The organism is Herbaspirillum sp. LeCh32-8, from assembly GCF_017814915.1.
GTDB lineage: Bacteria > Pseudomonadota > Gammaproteobacteria > Burkholderiales > Burkholderiaceae_D > Herbaspirillum.
This window is the reverse complement of the sequence record NZ_JAGIPZ010000018.1, coordinates 38800-57622: the sequence shown is the minus strand read 5'-3', so window position 1 is coordinate 57622 and position 18823 is coordinate 38800. Positions and strand designations below refer to the sequence as shown.

17 protein-coding genes are annotated in these 18823 nt (G+C 65.1%); 16 read left to right on the top strand and 1 reads right to left on the bottom strand.

Going from position 1 to position 18823, the window contains the following annotated elements; genetic code table 11:
• The first annotated feature begins 317 nt into the window (after window positions 1-317).
• The 16 genes from leuS (at window position 318) to J8I26_RS21355 (ending at window position 17062) form a co-directional block, all read left to right on the top strand.
• Window positions 318-2966 carry a leucine--tRNA ligase gene (gene leuS / locus J8I26_RS21430; RefSeq protein WP_209609147.1) on the top strand — a complete coding sequence of 883 codons (2649 nt, stop codon included), beginning with the start codon at window positions 318-320 and terminating at the stop codon, window positions 2964-2966.
• A gap of 25 nt (window positions 2967-2991) precedes the next feature.
• On the top strand, window positions 2992-3537 hold the full coding sequence (gene lptE / locus J8I26_RS21425) for an LPS assembly lipoprotein LptE (RefSeq protein WP_209609146.1): 546 nt from the start codon (window positions 2992-2994) through the stop codon (window positions 3535-3537).
• Between the two features lie 37 nt (window positions 3538-3574).
• The gene (holA, locus tag J8I26_RS21420; RefSeq protein WP_209609145.1) at window positions 3575-4594 is read left to right on the top strand and encodes a DNA polymerase III subunit delta; all 1020 of its coding nucleotides are present in this window, start codon (window positions 3575-3577) and stop codon (window positions 4592-4594) included.
• A gap of 106 nt (window positions 4595-4700) precedes the next feature.
• Window positions 4701-5969: a glutamate-5-semialdehyde dehydrogenase gene (locus tag J8I26_RS21415; protein WP_209609144.1), complete on the top strand. Its 1269-nt coding sequence runs from the start codon at window positions 4701-4703 to the stop codon at window positions 5967-5969.
• A gap of 154 nt (window positions 5970-6123) precedes the next feature.
• Window positions 6124-6555, top strand: a complete 432-nt coding sequence (locus J8I26_RS21410; RefSeq protein ID WP_209609143.1) for a CopD family protein — start codon at window positions 6124-6126, stop codon at window positions 6553-6555.
• A 72-nt stretch (window positions 6556-6627) separates the two neighbouring features.
• Complete coding sequence (locus J8I26_RS21405) at window positions 6628-7233, top strand: 2-hydroxychromene-2-carboxylate isomerase (protein ID WP_209609142.1); 606 nt, start codon at window positions 6628-6630, stop codon at window positions 7231-7233.
• 94 nt (window positions 7234-7327) lie between these two features.
• Entirely contained in the window at window positions 7328-8584 is a 1257-nt protein-coding gene (locus J8I26_RS21400; RefSeq protein ID WP_209609141.1) for a class I SAM-dependent RNA methyltransferase, read from the top strand.
• Between the two features lie 162 nt (window positions 8585-8746).
• Entirely contained in the window at window positions 8747-9160 is a 414-nt protein-coding gene (locus J8I26_RS21395) for a DoxX family protein (protein ID WP_209609140.1), read from the top strand.
• A 131-nt stretch (window positions 9161-9291) separates the two neighbouring features.
• The gene (locus tag J8I26_RS21390; protein WP_209609139.1) at window positions 9292-10131 is read left to right on the top strand and encodes a class III extradiol ring-cleavage dioxygenase; all 840 of its coding nucleotides are present in this window, start codon (window positions 9292-9294) and stop codon (window positions 10129-10131) included.
• Between the two features lie 80 nt (window positions 10132-10211).
• Entirely contained in the window at window positions 10212-11111 is a 900-nt protein-coding gene (locus J8I26_RS21385; RefSeq protein ID WP_209609138.1) for a LysR family transcriptional regulator, read from the top strand.
• Between the two features lie 547 nt (window positions 11112-11658).
• Window positions 11659-12186 carry a 2,4'-dihydroxyacetophenone dioxygenase family protein gene (locus tag J8I26_RS21380; protein WP_209609137.1) on the top strand — a complete coding sequence of 176 codons (528 nt, stop codon included), beginning with the start codon at window positions 11659-11661 and terminating at the stop codon, window positions 12184-12186.
• A 20-nt stretch (window positions 12187-12206) separates the two neighbouring features.
• Entirely contained in the window at window positions 12207-12941 is a 735-nt protein-coding gene (locus J8I26_RS21375; protein ID WP_209609136.1) for an SDR family NAD(P)-dependent oxidoreductase, read from the top strand.
• A gap of 295 nt (window positions 12942-13236) precedes the next feature.
• A complete protein-coding gene (locus J8I26_RS21370; protein WP_209609135.1) occupies window positions 13237-14541 on the top strand; it encodes an MFS transporter in 1305 nt (434 codons plus the stop codon).
• Window positions 14542-14657: 116 nt separating this feature from the next.
• A complete protein-coding gene (locus tag J8I26_RS21365) occupies window positions 14658-15383 on the top strand; it encodes an SDR family oxidoreductase (protein ID WP_209609134.1) in 726 nt (241 codons plus the stop codon).
• 144 nt (window positions 15384-15527) lie between these two features.
• Window positions 15528-16325 (top strand): IclR family transcriptional regulator, encoded by a 798-nt coding sequence (locus J8I26_RS21360; protein ID WP_209609133.1) that lies wholly within the window; start codon window positions 15528-15530, stop codon window positions 16323-16325.
• Between the two features lie 143 nt (window positions 16326-16468).
• The gene (locus J8I26_RS21355) at window positions 16469-17062 is read left to right on the top strand and encodes a hypothetical protein (protein ID WP_209609132.1); all 594 of its coding nucleotides are present in this window, start codon (window positions 16469-16471) and stop codon (window positions 17060-17062) included.
• Between the two features lie 66 nt (window positions 17063-17128).
• On the opposite strand, the gene J8I26_RS21350 is transcribed toward J8I26_RS21355, so the two are convergent.
• Window positions 17129-18760, bottom strand: a complete 1632-nt coding sequence (locus J8I26_RS21350) for an alkaline phosphatase D family protein (protein WP_209609131.1) — start codon at window positions 18758-18760, stop codon at window positions 17129-17131.
• Window positions 18761-18823 lie beyond the last annotated feature (63 nt).

Sequence of the window (18823 nt, the reverse complement as noted above, 5' to 3'; positions counted from 1 at the left end):
CGGAAAACCTGAACCTGACCCAGGACGTCACCCTGGACGGCTCGGCCACCATTGAAGTGAAGTACCTGTAAGCGCAGCACGTTTGTCCCGCAGCATCCTTCTTCCCTGTGCCCCATACGTGGGGACTTGGCCCGCCTCGCTTGCGATGTGCGGGCTTTTTTATTGCCGAAAAGAAAACACTTCGCCGCGCCCGGCGGCCGTCTTTACATCCGACATCCGGCATCGGCCCCGGACTGCGTCGCCGCAGGGAACGAGCCGGTATAATGCAGGGTTTCGATCCGTCAGAATTCCAACCGTTTTCATCGTTTCATCACGTCATGCAAGATAAATACAGCCCAGCCGAAGTCGAACAATCCGCGCAACAGCATTGGAAAGACGTCGACGCCTACAAGACCGTCGAGAACGCCAAGGACAAGCAAGGCCGCGACAAGAAGAAGTTCTACGCCTGCTCGATGCTGCCCTATCCTTCCGGCAAGCTGCACATGGGCCACGTGCGCAACTACACCATCAACGACGTGATGTACCGCTACCTGCGCATGAGCGGCTACAACGTGCTCATGCCCATGGGCTGGGACGCCTTCGGCATGCCCGCCGAGAACGCCGCGATGGCCAACGGCGTGCCGCCGGCGCAGTGGACCTATTCCAACATCGACTACATGAAGAAGCAGATGCAGTCGATGGGCCTGGCCATCGACTGGTCGCGCGAGATGACCGCCTGCCGTCCCGAGTACTACAAGTGGAACCAGTGGATGTTCCTGAAGATGCTGGAGAAAGGCATCATCTACAAGAAGACCGGCACCGTGAACTGGGATCCGATCGACCAGACCGTGCTGGCCAACGAGCAGGTGATCGACGGCCGCGGCTGGCGCTCGGGCGCGCTGATTGAAAAGCGCGAGATCCCGATGTACTACGCCAAGATCACCGACTACGCCGACGAACTGCTGGAGCACGTCGAGACCAAGCTGCCCGGCTGGCCCGAGCGTGTGCGCCTGATGCAGGCCAACTGGATCGGCAAGTCCACCGGCGTGCGCTTCGCCTTCCCGCATGACATCAAGGGCGACGACGGCGCCCTGGTCAACGACGGCAAGCTGTACGTCTTCACCACCCGCGCCGACACCGTGATGGGCGTGACCTTCTGCGCGGTGGCGCCGGAACACGCGCTGGCCACGCTGGCGGCGAAGAACAATCCCGCGCTGCAGGCCTTCATCGCCGAATGCAAGCAAGGCAGCGTGATCGAAGCAGACATGGCCACGATGGAAAAGAAGGGCATGCCGACTGGCCTGTTCGTCACCCATCCGCTGACCGGCGACAAGGTCGAGGTCTGGGTCGGCAACTACGTGCTGATCACCTACGGCGACGGCGCCGTGATGGGCGTGCCGGCGCACGATGAACGCGACTTCGCGTTTGCCAAGAAATACAATCTGCCGATCAAGCAGGTCATCGCCGTGGAAGGCAAGAGCTACTCCACCGACGCCTGGGAAGAATGGTACGGCGACAAGCAAAGCGGCCGCACCATCGCCTCCGGCAAGTACGACGGTCTGGGTTACCAGGCCGCGGTCGACGCCGTGGCCGCCGACCTGGCCGCCAAGGGCGTGGGCGAAAAGAAAGTCACCTTCCGCCTGCGCGACTGGGGCATCTCGCGCCAGCGTTACTGGGGCACGCCTATCCCCATCATCCACTGCCCGGATTGCGGCGACGTGCCGGTGCCCGAGAAGGACCTGCCGGTGGTGCTGCCGGAAGACTGCGTGCCGGACGGCAGCGGCAACCCGCTGAACAAGCACGAGCAATTCCTGAAGGTCGACTGCCCCAGCTGCGGCAAGCCGGCCCGCCGCGAGACCGACACCATGGACACCTTCGTGGACTCGTCGTGGTACTACATGCGCTATACCTCGCCGCAGAGCAACGACGCCATGGTCGATTCCCGCAACGATTACTGGATGCCGATGGACCAGTACATCGGCGGCATCGAACACGCCGTGCTGCACCTGCTGTACGCGCGCTTCTGGACCAAAGTGATGCGCGACTTCGGCCTGGTCAAGTTCGACGAGCCGTTCACCAACCTGCTCACGCAAGGCATGGTGTTGAACGAAACCTACTACCGCGAAGATCCGTCCGGCAAGAAGACCTGGATCAATCCGGAAGACGTCGAGCTGTCCTTTGATGACAAGGGCCGCCCGGTCTCGGCGATCCTGAAGGCCGACGGCCAGCCGGTGGAAATCGGCGGCACCGAGAAGATGTCCAAGTCCAAGAACAATGGCATCGACCCGCAAGCTCAGATCGACCAGTACGGCGCCGACACCGCGCGCCTGTTCACCATGTTCGCCTCGCCGCCGGAACAGACCCTGGAGTGGTCGGGCGCCGGCGTGGAAGGCGCCAACCGCTTCCTGCGCCGCGTATGGGCCTTCGGTTTCAACAATGCGTCGCGCATCGCCGCCGCCGGCAAGCTGGACGCCGCCGCGCTGGACGACAAGCAGAAGGAACTGCGCCGCGAGGTCTACAAGGTGCTGCAGCAGGCCGACCATGACTTCAAGCGCATCCAGTACAACACCGTGGTCTCGGCCTGCATGAAGATGCTCAACACGCTGGAAGGCGCCAAGCTGGCCGAAGGCGCGAACGCCGACGCAGTGATCGCCGAAGGCTTCTCGATCTTCCTGCGCGTGCTGAACCCGGTGGCGCCGCACATCACCCACGTGCTGTGGCAACAGCTGGGCTACGCCAAGGCCGAGGGCGACATCCTCGACGCCGCATGGCCGCAGGTGGACGCTGCCGCGCTGGAGCAAAGCGAGATCAAGCTGATGGTGCAGGTCAACGGCAAGCTGCGCGGCGACGTGACCGTGCCCAATGAAGCCGACAAGGCCGCCATCGAAGCCGCCGCCCTGGCCAACGAGGACGTGAAGAAATTCCTCACCGGCGAACCGAAGAAAGTGATCGTGGTGCCCGGCAAGCTGGTCAACATCGTGGTCTGACGCACAACACTAACGACGGATATCCATGCACTCCTTCCGACAAAGCAAACGCGCGCTGCAATGGCTGGCGATGCTGGCCGCCTGCCTGATGCTGGCGGCCTGCGGCTTCCACCTGCGCGGCGCGGCCGACCTGCCGTTCAACACCATCTACCTGGGCTTCGGCGCCAATTCGGCGGTGGGCACCGAGCTCAAGCGCAACCTGCAGGCCAGCAATGCCAGGGTCGTCGACAAGCAGGACGAAGCCGAGGCCGTGCTCAAGGTGTTGAACGACACCCGCACGAGCCAGGTGCTGACCCTGAACACCAACGGCCGCGTGCGTGAATACGCGCTGTTCCAGCACTTCACCTTCTCGGTGACCGACGGCAAGGGCAAAGTCATCATCCCGCCCACGGCCATCACGCTGCGCCGCGTGATCACGTACGACGAGAACCAGGCGCTGGCGAAGGAAGCGGAACAGGAACTGCTGTACCGCGACATGCGATCCGACCTGGTGCAGCAGATCCTGCGCCGCCTGTCGGCCTCGAAGTCGGCGATCGCGACCGAAAAGGCCGCGGCCGATGGCGACGAGTAATCGCACGACTTTCTCCTGACCGTTTCGTAACGACGCCATGCAACTGCGGCACGACGCCCTCGACAACCACCTCGTCAAGAACCTGGCGCCGCTCTATGTGATCGCCAGCGACGAGCATCTGCTGGCATTGGAAGCGGCCGACAAGATCCGCCGCGCCGCGCGCGCCAACGGCTATACCGAGCGCGAGGTGCTGGTGGTGGAACGCAGCTTCAAGTGGGGCGAGCTGCTGGCGGCCAACCAGTCGCAATCGCTGTTCGGCGACAAGAAACTGATCGAGTTGCGCATCCCCACCGGCAAGCCCGGCAAGGATGGCGGCGCGGCGCTGCAGGACTACGCCGCCAGCCTCAGTCCCGACAACCTGACCATCATCACCCTGCCCAAGCTGGACTGGGCCACGCAGAAGGCGGCCTGGGTCGGCGCGCTGCAGCAGGCGGCGGTCTACATCGACATCCCGCTGGTGGAGCGCGCCCAGTTGCCGGGCTGGATCGGCAACCGCCTGGCGGCCCAGCAACAGAGCGCGGATCGCCCCTGCCTGGACTTCATCGCCGACCGCGTGGAAGGCAATTTGCTGGCGGCGCACCAGGAGATCCAGAAGCTGGCGCTGCTCTATCCGTCCGGCAAGCTGTCCTTCGAGCAGGTGCAGGATGCGGTGCTGAACGTGGCCCGTTACGACGTCTTCAAGCTCAACGAAGCCATGCTCTCGGGCGACGTGGCGCGCCTGACGCGCATGATGGATGGCTTGAAGGGCGAAGGCGAGGCACTGCCGCTGGTGCTGTGGGCGGTCACCGAAGAGATCCGTACGTTGTTGAAGCTCAAGTCCGGCATGGCGCAAGGCAAGGCGGTCGGCGCGCTGCTCAAGGAATACCGCATCTGGGGCCCGCGCGAAAAGCTGATGGAGCCGGCGCTGCGCCGCATCAGCCTGTCGGCGCTGCAAAGCGCGCTGCAGGAAGCCGCGCTGATCGACCGCATGGTCAAGGGCTTGCGCGCCAAGGCCTTCGCCGGCGATCCGTGGGATGCGCTGTCGCAGCTGGGCCTGAAGCTGGCGCGCGGCCACTGAGGCCGTCCGCGGCCTGAACTGGAATCAAGTAATTCGTCCGCCGGCTGGGTCCGGCGAGACACTCAACAAATGGCCGCACGTCCGTGCCGCCGAGGGAAACGACATCATGGAAAACATCGAGCTCTACATGACCGGCATCGGCAAGCAGGCGCGCGCAGCGTCGCGTGCCATGGCCCGCGCCGACACCGCCGCCAAGAACCAGGCGCTGCAACTGATCGCCGCCGCCATCCGGCGCGATGCCGACATCCTGCGCGCGGCCAACGCCGTCGACCTGGAAGCGGCCCGCGCCAACGGCCTGGCTGACGCCATGCTGGATCGCCTGACGCTGTCCGACAAGGCCATCGCCACCATGGCCGAGGGCCTGGAGCAAATTGCCTCCCTACCCGATCCGATCGGCGAGATCAGCAACATGAAATACCGCCCCACCGGCATCCAGGTCGGCCAGATGCGCGTGCCGCTGGGCGTGATCGGCATCATCTACGAAGCCCGCCCGAACGTGACGGTGGACGCCGCCGGCCTGTGCATCAAGAGCGGCAATGCCACCATCCTGCGCGGCGGCTCGGAAGCCATCCATTGCAACCGGGCGCTGGCCAAGCTGGTCAAGGAAGGCCTGGCCGGCGCCGGCCTGCCGGAGCAGGCGGTGCAGGTGGTCGAGACCACCGACCGCGCCGCGGTGGGCGCGCTGATCACCATGCAGGAGTACGTCGACGTGATCGTGCCGCGCGGCGGCAAGGGCCTGATCGAACGCCTGATCAAGGAAGCCACGGTGCCGATGATCAAGCACCTGGACGGCATCTGCCACGTCTACATCGATGACAAGGCCGACGCCCGCAAGGCACTGGATGTCGCCTTCAACGCCAAGTGCCATCGCTACGGCACCTGCAACACCATGGAAACCCTGCTGGTGGCGCGCGGCGTGGCCGCCGCCATCCTGCCGCCGCTCTCCGAGCTGTACCGCGTCAAGGAGGTGGAGCTGCGCTGCGATCCGGAAGCCGCCGAGATCCTTGCCGGCTATCCCCTGCTCAAGGCCGCCGTGCCGGAAGACTGGGACACCGAATACCTGGCCCCGATCCTGTCGATCAAAGTGGTGGCCGATGTGGATGAGGCGATCGAGCACATTAACACGCACTCCTCGCAGCACACCGAGAGCATCATCACCGAAGACTACACGCGCGCCATGCGCTTTCTGCGCGAGGTGGACTCGGCCTCGGTGATGGTCAACGCGTCGACGCGCTTTGCCGATGGTTTCGAATACGGCCTGGGCGCGGAGATCGGCATCTCCAACGACAAGCTGCACGCGCGCGGCCCGGTCGGGCTGGAAGGCCTGACCTCGCTGAAGTACGTGGTGCTGGGGCAGGGGCAGGTACGCCAGTAAGCGTCAATATGCGTCGATCAGCACTGCGCAAGACCGCACCACGGTACGACGCAACAGCAAGCAAGTAATCAGGCGGACACACGCCGCTGCCATCATGCGGTTCGCGCATGCGCCAGCGGACGCGTCCAACCCATCGTCCTCGTCAAGGAACACCATGCTCTGGATCAAAGCCCTGCACATCGTCTTCATCGCCTCCTGGTTCGCCGGCCTGTTCTACCTGCCGCGCATCTACGTCAACCTGGCGCAGGAAACCGAAGTGGTGGCGCGCGAGCGCCTGCTGGGCATGGCGCAGCGCCTGTATCGCTTCACCGGCATCATGGCGCTGTTGGCGCTGGGCTCGGGGATCTGGGTCCTGCATGCGATGTACACGTTCGCCATCTTCCGCGTCCCGGGCAACGGCTGGCTGCACGCCAAGCTGTTCCTGGTGCTGCTGGTGATCGGTTATCACCACGCCTGCGGTTCGCTGCTCAAGAAGTTCGCGCTGGGCAAGAATGCCCGCAGCCACGTCTGGTATCGCTGGTTCAATGAAGTGCCGGTGCTGTTGCTGCTGGCCATCGTGATCCTGGTGGTGGTCAAGCCGTTCTGAGTTTTTACGCGTTTTCGTTACACTCGTTTCAGGTCGCATTCATCCACTCTCATCAGCCAACCGGAGCCGGTCATGAGCAAAGTCTGTGAATACTTCTTCGCGCCGCATTCGCCGTTCGCCTATCTGGGCCACGAGCGTTTCGTCGCGCTCGCCGAGAAATACAAGGTACAGGTGCTGCCCAAGCCCTTCGACCTGTCCAGGATCTTCGGCGTCTCCGGCGGCCTGCCGCTGGCCAAGCGCGCGCCGCAACGCCAGGCCTATCGCTTGAAGGAGCTGGCGCGCTGGAGCGAATTCCTCGGCAAGCCGATGATCCTGCAGCCGACCTATTTCCCGGTCAACAGCGACACCGCGGCGCGCATGATCATCGCCGCCCAGCTGGCGCACGGCACCGCCGCTTCGTTGAAACTGGCCGGCGCAGTCATGCGCGGCGTGTGGGAAGAACAAAAGAACATCGCCGACAACGACACCCTGGCGGCGATCGCCAATGCGTTGGGCCACGACGGCGCGGCGCTGCTGAAGTCGTCGGAAACCGCCAGCATCCAGGCCGAGTTCGACCGCTTCACCGACGAGGCCAATGCCGCCAGCGTGTTCGGCGCGCCCTGGTTCATCTACGACGGCGAAGGCTACTGGGGCCAGGACCGACTCGACTTCGTCGAGCGCGCGTTCGCCAAGGGCTGAGGCCGGCAGCGGTAAAATGACGCCGGGCTGCGCATTCGCCGCCCGGCGTCTTTATTTTTGACAACAAGTTTCACAACGGACAAAAGGTACCCCCATGCAATCGTTCCAGACCAGCTATTCCTATTTCTGCCCCTGCCCGCGCGGCCTGGAAGCGGCGCTCGCCGAAGAGCTCAACGAGATCGCCCAGCACGCCGGCCCGGCCGCCGCGCTGAAGGTGCACAACCAAGTGCCCGGCGGCGTGCACTGCTCCGGCACCCTGCTGGCGGCCTACCAGCTGAACCTGCATTCGCGCATCGCCAGCCGCGTGCTGCTGCGCATGGCGCACGGCGCCTACAAGAACGAGAACGACATCTACGACCTGACCCTGGCGCAGCCCTGGGAAGACTGGTTCAAGGTCAACCACACCATCCGCGTCGACATGACGGCGGTGAAGTCGCCGCTGCGCAGCCTGGAATTCACCACGCTGAAGATCAAGGACGCCATCTGCGACCGCTTCCTCGACCTAGTGAAACTGCGTCCTTCGGTCAACACCCGCACGCCCGACATGCGCATCGCTGGCTTCGTCGACGCGCACAACTACACGGTCTACCTCGACACCTCCGGCGAGGCGCTGTTCAAGCGCGGCTGGCGTGAAGAAACCGGCGACGCACCGCTGCGCGAGAACCTGGCTGCAGGCCTGCTGCGCACCTCTGGCTGGAAGCCGGGCGTGCCGCTGTTCGACCCGATGTGCGGCTCCGGCACCATCCTGGCCGAGGCGGCGCAGATGATCGCCGGCGTGCCGCCGGGCGCGCGCCGTCGCTTCGCCTTCGAGAAGTTCAGCAACTTCAACGCCGATGCCTGGTTCGCCATCAAGGGCGACTTCAAACCCAATCCCCTGCCGACCACGCCGACGCTGTTCGGCAGCGACATCTCGGGCGACATGGTCGAACTCACGCGCGAGAACCTGCGTCGCGCCGGCATCCAGTTCGAGGTGCCGTTGAAGCAGATCGAGGCGCAAGAGGTCAAGGTGCCGACCGACGCCGAGGGCAAGCCGCTGGTCGGCATCATGCTGTCGAACCCGCCGTACGGCGAGCGTATCGGCGTGCGCGGCGACCGCGCGCTGCCGACCGAAGAGCTGTTCACGCAATTCTTCAGCGCCTTCTCCACCACCTTGAAGCAACGCTTCGCCGGCTGGAGCGTGTTCCTGTTCTCGGCAGACCTCGGCCTGCCCAAGCTGATGCGCCTGAAAGAGTCGCGCAAGACGCCGTTCTTCAACGGCGCCCTGGAATGCCGCCTGTTCCGCTTCGACATGGTGGCCGGCTACAACCGCCGCGAGGAAGCCAAGCCGCAAGTGCGCAACGGCGAAGACTGAACGCCTGCGCCGGCAGCGCCGGGAGCGGGATTGTCAACATGCCTTGGACAATCCATCCCGCCCAGGCCGATTTATCCGCGCCGCATCTTTCCCTACAGTGTCGTCATCGCCGCCGCATCCGTGCGGCGGCATTCATCCACACGATACTGATCCGGGGAAACCATGACTACCGTCACCGTCAACACCAAAGCCGACTACGCCGCCTTCCTGCTGCGCGTCACCATGGGCATCTTCTTCCTGGTCCACGCGGGCCTGAAGATCTTCGTTTTCACCCTCCCCGGCACCGTCGGATTCTTCGCTTCGCTGGGCGTGCCCGGCGTCCTCGCCTATCCGGTGATCGTGCTGGAAGTGGTGGGCGGCATCGCGCTGGTGCTGGGCTTTTACGGCCGCTGGCTGGCGCTGCCGCTGGCGCTGGACCTGTTGGGCGCGATCGTGCTGGTGCACGGCCCGGCCGGTTTCTTCTTCACCAACCCGCATGGTGGCTGGGAATACCTGGCGCTGTGGATTGTCGGCCTGGTCGCCCTGTTCCTGCTGGGTGACGGCGCCTTCGCCCTGAAGCGCGAAGACCGCAAGTAAAAGTTGTACACAGCCACGCACGCCGGGCCATGCGCCCGGCATGCGCATTTGAATGATGTTGGTTTGATGAGATCGGGCCGCGCGCCCCTTGCAACGATGTCGGCAAGCGCGGCAGCCAGAGGAGAATTGCCATGACCGAACTGAACGCCCCCAGCCACCTGCCCTCGCTGTTCGTCTCGCACGGCTCGCCGATGCTGGCCGTGGAGCCCGGGCGCACCGGCCCGCTCCTGGCGGGCATCGGCAGCAGGCTGCCCAAGCCGCGCGCCATCGTGGTGGTCTCCCCGCACTGGGAAACCATGACCGCGCGCGTGGGCAACCAGCTCAAGCAAGCGGTGATCCATGACTTCGGCGGATTCCCGCAGGCGCTCTATCAGCTGGACTACCCCGCCCCCGGCGCACCGGCGCTGGCCGAGCACGTGGCGCGCCTGCTGCGCGACGGCGGCGTCGAGGCCGGCACCGACGGCAGCTGGGGCCTGGACCACGGCACCTGGGTGCCGATGCGCTATCTTTATCCACAGGCCGATGTGCCGGTGATCCAACTCTCGCTGCAATCGCATATGCCGCCCGAGTACCATTTCCGCGTCGGCCAATTGCTGGCGCCGCTGGCCCGGGAAGGCATCCTGCTGGTCGGCTCCGGCAGCTTTACGCACAATCTGCGCGAGCTGCGTCGCAACGATCCTGATGCGCCCGATGCGCCGCACACGGTGGAGTTCCTGCACTGGTTCCTCGACCGCATGCACGCCGGCGACCTTGAAGGCCTGTTCGGCTACCGCACCACCGCGCCGCATGCGGTGCGCACCCATCCCAGCGATGAGCACCTGCTGACGCTGTTCTTCGCCATGGGCGCCGCCGACGACTGGACGCAGTTCGTGCACCTCGACAGCGGTTCGACGTATCATAGCCTCCGCATGGACGCCTTCGCCTTCGGCTCGGCCTCCACACTGCTGGCACAACTACCGGCGGCCGCCTGAGCCCTTCGTCCCCGCGCACCGCGGCACGTCGCTCGCGCGGCGCCGTTCCGCGGATTGCGGGGATCGAGGGGTTAGGGAATTTGAACAAACTGCGGGAAATAGAATGCTTCGTGGCGGTGGCCGACCTAGGCAGCTTCGTGAAGGCCGCCGACGCGCTCGGTATTTCCAAGGCGGCGGTATCGCGCACCGTCCTTGAACTGGAGGCGCGCCTGGGTTCGCGCCTGATGCAACGAACCACGCGCCGGCTCTCGCTGACCGAAGCCGGCACGCTCTACCTGGAGCGCTGCAAGCAAATCGTCGCCGCGCTGGAAGAGGCCGACGACCTGCTCTCCGCCGGCGCCGCCAATCCCACCGGCCTCTTGCGCATCAACGCCCCGCACACCTTCGGCGTGCTGCACCTGGCGCCGCTGTGGCCGATGTTCCTGGAACGCTACCCCGGCGTGGCGCTGGACATCACGCTGTCGGACCGTATCGTCGACATCATCGACGAAGGCTTCGACATGGCCATCCGCATCGCCCGCCTGTCCGACTCCACGCTGATCCACCGCAAGCTCACCACCACCAACCTGCAGGTGTGCGCCTCTCCCGCCTACCTGGAAAAGCACGGTACGCCGCAACACCCGCAGGACCTGACCCAGCACCAGACGATCTGCTACAGCTACAACGCCAGCAAGGACGACTGGCAGTTCAGCGGCCCGGAAGGCCCGGTCACCGTGAAGGTGAACTCGCGCATGCACGTCAACAACGGCGACAGCTGCGTGGCGGCGGCGCTGGGCGGCGTGGGCATCACGCGCCAACCCACCTTCATGATCGACCAGTACCTACGCAGCGGCCAGCTGGTGCCGGTGCTGACCGACTACACCTCGCCCGAGCTGGGCATCTACGCCGTCTACCCCAGCCGCGCGCACTTGCCGGCCAAGGTGCGGGCGATGCTGGACTTCCTCTCGGAGGCCTTCCAGCAGGTGCACTGGAACGGTTGACACCTCTCCCGCCCCAAGAAAAAGGCCATGGATTGCATGGCCTTTTTTATTGCGCTTGACGTCGTTGATTCTCATCCTTTGAGCACGCGCCAAGGGCATCCTGGACTGGTCTCACGACAATGTTTTCCCAGGCGTCAGGACAAACGGCGGCTCTGAAGAAACGTGAATAAAGCTGCGCAGATTTTTCATCGTCGCGCCGCAGCGCATTGGCAATCGGCTGATTTACACTTGCGCGCTTCGCATATTGGTATTACCACTGGACTGGTCGTTGGGATTGTCGGCCGGCGGCGACTTTTCAGGCGTGGCAGAAGAAATTTATGCTCGCATTGAAATTTGACGGAGATGTTTGCGCTTAGCCCCAAGATTTTTGGTTTTGTTCGCCATGCGTTTGATGTCGCTCAAGGCAAAAGACTCGTCTTTTACGCAAAGCATCGCCGCAAAGTCTCCTTGACAGTGCTTTCGTGATCGCTCAAAGTGACCACATTACAGACGATATGTTCATATTATGGACATTGAGGCTAAAAGTCAAACCAATGAGGAGAACCCAATGAGCGCCCCCATGCCCACCGATTCGAAGTTGATGCCCTACCAGTATCCCAATCCCAAGGAAGCGCCGTTGGAGATCGTGGTCAACCCCGCGATTCCCGAAGACGAGCGCATCTGGGTGCCGCAGGCCGAGAACGTCTGGTTCCGTCCGCTGTGCCTGAATGTCTCGCAAGGCTACTGGACCAACCTGCTGCGCGTGCGCAAGTCGGGCGTGCTGTCGCGTCACCGCCACCCGGCGCCGGTGCACGGCATGGTGCTCAAGGGCCGCTGGCACTACCTGGAGCACAACTGGATCGCCGAGCAGGGCAGCTACGTGTTCGAACCGCCGGGCGAAACCCACACCCTGTTCGTGCCGGAAGACGTGGAAGAAATGATCACCTACTTCCACATCACCGGCGTGATGTTCTACTGCGACCCCTGGGGCAAGTACGAAGGCTACGAGGACGTCTACACCAAGCTGGAAATGTGCCGCAAGCACTACGAAGCCGTCGGCCTGGGCGCCGACTACGTGAACCAGTTCGTGCGCTGAGCAAGAGGAGCGAGAGCAGCATGAGCTACGCCAACGCGCAATACGATTTCCAGGGCAACGTGGCCATCGTCACCGGCGGCAACGGCGGCATCGGCATGGCCATCAGCGAGCGCCTGGCCAAGGCCGGCGCGCAGGTGGTGTGCTGGGACCTGAAGGCCAACCCGGCTTCCCCCTATCGCCAATATGAAGTGGACATCGCCGACCCGGCCTCCACCGACGCCGCCGCGAAACAGGTGCTGGCTGATCTCGGCCGCATCGACTTCCTGGTCAACAACGCAGGCTACGCCGGCTCCACCGTGCCGCTGGACGACTACGACGTGGCCGAATGGCATCGCATCGTCAACGTCAACCTGCTGGGCGTGTTCCACGCCTGCCGCAGCGTGGTGCCGGCCATGCGCGCCGCAGCCTCGGGCCGCATCGTCAACATCGCCTCGCTGGCCGGCAAGGAAGGCACGCCCAACGCGTCCGCCTACAGCGCGGCCAAGGCCGGCGTGCTGGCGCTGACCAAATCGCTGGGCAAGGAGCTGGCCAACGCCGGCGTGCTGGTCAACGCGCTGGCCCCGGCCGCGGTGAAGACCACGCTCTTGGAGCAGATGGCGCCGGCGCACGTGCAGAACATGATCAACAAGAGCCCGATGGGCCGCCTCGGTACGGTCGACGAAGTCGCCGAGATGGTGGCCTGGCTGTGTTCGGGTTCCTGCACCTTCAACACCGGCGCGGTGTTCGACCTCTCGGGCGGGCGCGCGACCTACTGAGCCCCTGGGCGCAACCAGGAACGCAGCAGCAGTGACAGCAGCAAACCCGGCGCCGCCTGCGGCGCCGGCAAAGAATGATCCGGGCAAGGGGCGATTGCGGCGCATACCACGGGGGTAGCGCGCCGCACCGGACGGGACGCAGTCCCAGATACACGCACAGGCGGCAATCCACAACGCCGGTGACGAGAGCATCGCCTTGAAAAACGAAAGCTTTCCGCATCAAGCGCCGCGATAAAGACGGCGTCGGGCAGGAAGCGACCAAATGGCTTACTCATTCACTTTGGAGACGTACTTCATGGAAGTTCAAAAAGACGCGGGCGCCAAGCCCGAAAAGAGCCCCCGGCTCAAACGCGTACAGGTCGTCGCACTGACGTTCCTGATGCTGGCGGGTATTGTCAATTACCTCGACCGCAGCACCCTGTCCATCGCCAACCATTCCGTCAGCCAGGAGCTGGGCCTGTCGGCCTCGCAGATGGGCCTGCTGCTGTCGGCCTTCTCGCTGGCCTATGCCTTCTCGCAGCTGCCCATCGGCGCCATGCTCGACAAGTTCGGCGCGCGCGTGATGCTGGGCGCCGGCATGTTCATCTGGTCGGTGGCGCAGCTGGCCGGCGGTTTCGTCAACTCGCTGCAGCAGTTCCTGGTGGCCCGCGTGTTCCTGGGCCTGGGCGAGGCGCCGCAGTTCCCGGCCGGCGCCAAGGTGGTGTCGGAATGGTTTGCCATGCGCGAGCGCGGCGGCCCGACCGGCATCTTCGTGGCGTCCTCCACCATCGGCCCGGCCCTGGCGCCGCCGATCCTGACCATCCTGATGCTGTCCTTCGGCTGGCGCATGATGTTCGTCATCATGGGCGTGCTGGGCATCGCAGTGTCGGTGGGCTGGTACATCTTCTACCGCAACCGCAACGAGGTCGAACTGACCCCGTCCGAAGTGCTGTACCTGGCCGATGACAACGACAACGATCCGAACGCCAACGCCAAGCTGACCTGGTCGGAGTGGAAGAGCCTGTTCAAGTACCGCACCACCTGGGGCATGCTGTTCGGCTTCATGGGCGTGATCTACATGGTCTGGCTGTACCTGACCTGGCTGCCGGCCTATCTGGAGCACGAACGTCACCTGTCGATCGCGCGCACCGGCTGGGTGGTGGTGATCCCCTACATCTTCGGCACGCTGGGCATGCTGTCCTCGGGCTACATCGCCGACGGTTTGATGAAGCGCGGCATGCCCGCCATCCGCAGCCGCAAGTGGCCGATCTGCGCGGGCCTGATCGGCGCCGGCGCCTTCACCATCCCGGCCGCCTACACCCCGAGCACCACCATGGCGATCGTCTACATCTCGCTGGCCATGGCGTTCGTGAACATGGCCTCGGGCGGCGCTTGGGCGCTGGTGTCGGTGGCGATCCCGCGTCGCCTGGTGGCATCGCTGGGCAGCATGCAGAACTTCGGCGGCTACCTGGGCGGCTCGCTGGCCCCGGTGATCACCGGCGTGGTGGTGGACCAGACCCACTCCTTCGTCAACGCACTGCTGATCAGCGCCGCCGTGGCCTTCGCCGCTGCACTGGTCTACATGTTCGTGGTCAACAAGCCGATCGACGCACACGCCTGATGACGACTTCGCTTCCTCCGGGAAGCGCAGGAGCCTGACCCGATGGCATCGCCGGGCACACCGGCGATGCCATCCAGCCAGTCCCCCGCAACACAGATAAGGAAAAAGGAAACCCCATGAGCTTCACTCCCGATCTCTTCAAGGGCAAGACCGCGCTGGTCACCGGCGGCACGCAAGGCATCGGCGGCGCCATCGCGCGCCAGCTGGCCGGCATGGGCGCCAAGGTAATTGCGGCCGGCCTGCCGCCCTTTGCCACCGACGAATTCAAGGGCACCGACGTCTCCCTGATCGAGATGAACGTGGCCTCCGAAGACAGCGTGCGCGCCGCCGTCGCCAAGATCGACAAGCTCGACATCGTGGTCAACTGCGCCGGCATCATCAAGCGCGGCGCCGAGCTGGAGACCGAAGTCTTCGAGCAGGTGATCGCGGTCAACCTGACCGGTACCATGCGCGTCTGCGCCGCCACCCGCGAGTTGTTGAAGCAATCCAAGGGCTGCATCGTCAACACCGCGTCCATGCTGAGCTTCTTCGGCGGCGGCCTGGTACCGGGCTACAGCGCCAGCAAGGGCGGCGTGGCCCAGCTGACCAAGTCGCTGGCGATCGCCTATGCCGCCGACGGCATCCGCGTCAACGCGGTCGCCCCGGGCTGGATCGCCACCCCGCTCACGCAGGCGCTGCAGGACGACCCGGCGCGCTCCGGCCCGATCCTGGCGCGCACCCCGCTGAACCGCTGGGGCACGCCGGAGGACATCGGCAATGTGGTGGCCTTCCTCTGCACCCCGGCCGCCTCCTTCATGACCGGCGCCATCGTGCCGGTCGACGGCGGCTATCTGGTCGCCTGAGTCGCTGAACGCGACGCCGTAACGTTTGCATGCCATTTGCCCGCGTCTGCGCCTCCATGCCGGCGCGGGCTTTTTTAAAATGCGCGCAAACCGCTCCGCTATAATCTGCCGCCACCCGCAACGAACCTAACAGCGTCCCCGCCCATGTCCGCACCTGATAAAGCCTCGGAAGACCAGGCCAAGATCGCCGGCACCGCCGCCTTCTCCAAGTTTGTCGCCGTGCTGCAGATCATCGCCGACCAGGACGCGCCGCTGACCATCGCGCAGCTGGCCGCGCTGTCGGGTTACCCGCGTCCCACCGTGTACCGCATCCTGGCCGCGCTGATGGCCGAGGGCATGGTGGTGGAAAATCCGCGCACCCGGCAGTTCGAAGTCGGCCCGCGCCTGATCAACCTGGCCAGCCGCGCCTGGGACCGCAGCGACATCCGCACCACCGCCATCGACAACCTGCGCGCGCTGCGCGACGCCACGCGCGAGACCGTGCACCTGGCCGTGCCCAGCGACGCCGGCATGGTCTACATCGAGAAGCTGGAAAGCCCGCAGGCGGTGCGCATGACCTCGCGCATCGGCACCCGGGTGACGCTGTATTCCAGCTCGGTGGGCAAGGCCTACCTGGCCGGCCTGGAAGAGGAACGCCGCGAGCGCCTGATGGGCGCGATCCGCATGGAGCGTTTCACCGAGCACACCATCACCGACCTGGCCGCGCTGCGCGCCGAGATCGGCGACACGCAACAGCGCGGCTATGCCGAAGACCGTGAAGAAAACGAAGCGCAGATCTTCTGCTACGGCGCCGCCATCATGGGCCCTGACGGCGTGCCGGCGGCCTGCATCAGCATCAGCATCCCGCTGTTTCGCCGCCAGCAGGACGCGCACGCGACCTATATCCGCCCGTTGCTGGAAACCTGCGCCGCCATCTCGCGCAAGCTGGCCGGCCCGGGTTGAACGCCCGCTGTTCCTCACATCTCGCAGACCGGCATCAATGAAGTGTTACCGGATGCTTCGCGCGCCCACAACGGCGCGCCGCGCTGCTTAAATCTTCGCTTCGCCGACGGCATGTCGCCGCCGGCTTTCCGGATCAAGCGAAGATGACACTCACATTCCCCTCTTGGCGCCAGACGCTGTGCGTCGCCATGTTCAGCCTCGGCATCGCGGCAGCCTTGCCGGCCGCCGCCACGCCGCTGGTCGACCTGCTCGCCGGCGACGTGCTGCCGATGACCGGGCAGCTGAAGAAAGACCTGCAGCTCACGCCCAACCAGCAAACCCTGTGGCGCCAGACCGAGCAAAAGACGCGCGCCATCCTGGGCCAGCGCCAACAGCGCCGCGCCCGCCTGCAGGAAGACACCGAACAACTGATGCGTACCCCCGGCGCCGAATTGCGCGATCTGGCGCGCGGCTACGACGATGACGGCGCGGCGGCCGAACAGGAGGCGCGCCAGCTGCGCGAGATCTGGTTCTCCATGGCCGACGCCCTGGACGACCACCAGCGCAAGCTGGTGCAGGACTACATCGCCGACCGCATGCAGCGCGCCACCGACGGCCCCGGCCGGAGCGAAGGCGGACGCAGCGGCGGACGCGGCAGTCCGCCGTCGGGCGGCATGGGCGCAGGCATGGGAGGAATGGGTGGCATGGGGACAAACCGCAGCAGCTCGGGCAGCTTCGGCAGCGACAGCGGTTTCTGAGCGGGCCGCCTGATTGGACGGCCGCCGCGTCAGGGCCGGCGCAGTGCGTGCCGGCCCTGACAATACTCAGGCCTCCGGCGGCAGCTCCACCTTGTACAGCTCCTTGCCGTCGACGTTATGCAGCGTCACGGTCAGCGCCTTGGTCTGCGCGTCGATCTTGCCGATGCCGAAGAACTGGAACAGATCGGCCGGCGAACGGTTTTGCTTCATGTCCGCCGGGATGCTGACGTAACGCACGTCCGGCCCGAAGGTGCGGTCGATCTCGCCCGGGCCGAAGGTGCCGGCATTGAGCGGGCCGCCGACGAATTCCCAGAACGGCTTGAAGTCGGTGAACTGCGCGCGCTCCGGCGTGTAGTAGGTGGCCGAGGCGTAGTGCACGTCAGCCGTCACCCACACCACGTTCTTGATGTCGTGACGCTTGATGAAGCGCAGCAGCTCGGCCACCTCCAGCTCGCGCCCGGACGGCTTGCCGTTGTCATTGTTGGCCCACGCCTCGAAGGTGCCCTTGGGCACGTCGGGGTTGAGGTCGGGCACCACGATGGAGATCGGCATGTCGCTGGCGATCACCTTCCAGGTCGAGCGCGAGCGCAGCAGCGCCTGCTTGATCCAGCGCATCTGCTGCGGGCCGAGGAAGTCGGCGTCGCGTCCGCCTTTCTGGCGGTTGGGCGAGTTGGCGCCGCGATAGCTGCGCTCGTCGAGCATGAACACGTCCAGCAAGGGGCCGTGGTTGAAGGCGCGATAGATGCGGAACGGGTCGGCGCTGTCGATGCGCATCGGGTTGTGCTCGAACATGGCCTGGCGCGCGCGCACCGCCAGCACGTCCAGATGACGCTCGCTGTAGCGCGTCTCTTCCTTGCCGATCACCTGGCCCGGATACCAGTTGTTGCGCACCTCGTGATCGTCCCACTGCAACAGGAACGGCACCTCGGCGCAGAAGCGGCGCTTGTTGGCGTCCAGCATGTTGTAGGCGAAGTTGCCGCGATAGTCGTCCAGCGTCTGCGCCACCTTGGACTTGGCCTCGGTGACGATGTTGCGCCACAGGCTGCCGTCGTCCAGTTTCACCTCGGCCTGGATCGGGCCGTCGGCATAGATCTGGTCGCCCGAGTGGATGAAGAAATCCGGACGGAAGCGGCGCATGCTTTCATAGATGCGGTAACCGCCCCAGCCTTCGTTGATGCCCCAGCCCTGGCCGGCCTCGTCGCCGGAGAAGGCGAAGGTGATGTCCTTGGCCGCCTTCGCCTGCGCGCCGGCCGGCACCATCAGGCTGCCCGTCAGCGGCTCGCTCACGGCCGATTCATGCACCAGATCCTGGAAACGCACGCGGTAATACACGCGCTGCCCGGCCGGCAGGCCGCGCAGGTCGACGCGCGCGGTGTAGTCATTGCGCGCCAGCGCCAGCGGTCCCTGGATGCGGGTGGCGTCGGCGAAATTCTCGTGGGTCGAATACTCCAGCAGCATGCGCGCATTGCGGTCAGTGCGGCTCCACACGATGGCCGAATCGCGCGTGACGTCGCCGCTCATCACGCCGCCCGGCAGCTGCGGACGCAGGCGATCGGACGTGACGATGGCGGCGGACTGGCCCTGCGCCTGCGCCGACGATGCGCCAGCAAGCAGCGCGCCGGCGCCCACGGTGGCGGCGGCGCTGTCGCGCAGGAAGCGGCGGCGGTTGCGGTCGGCTGGATCCTTGTGGTCTGGCATGACAACTCCTGTGGGAGCAATGAGGGGAGTTGCAATTTAGCAAGCGCGTATGACGCTTCGATG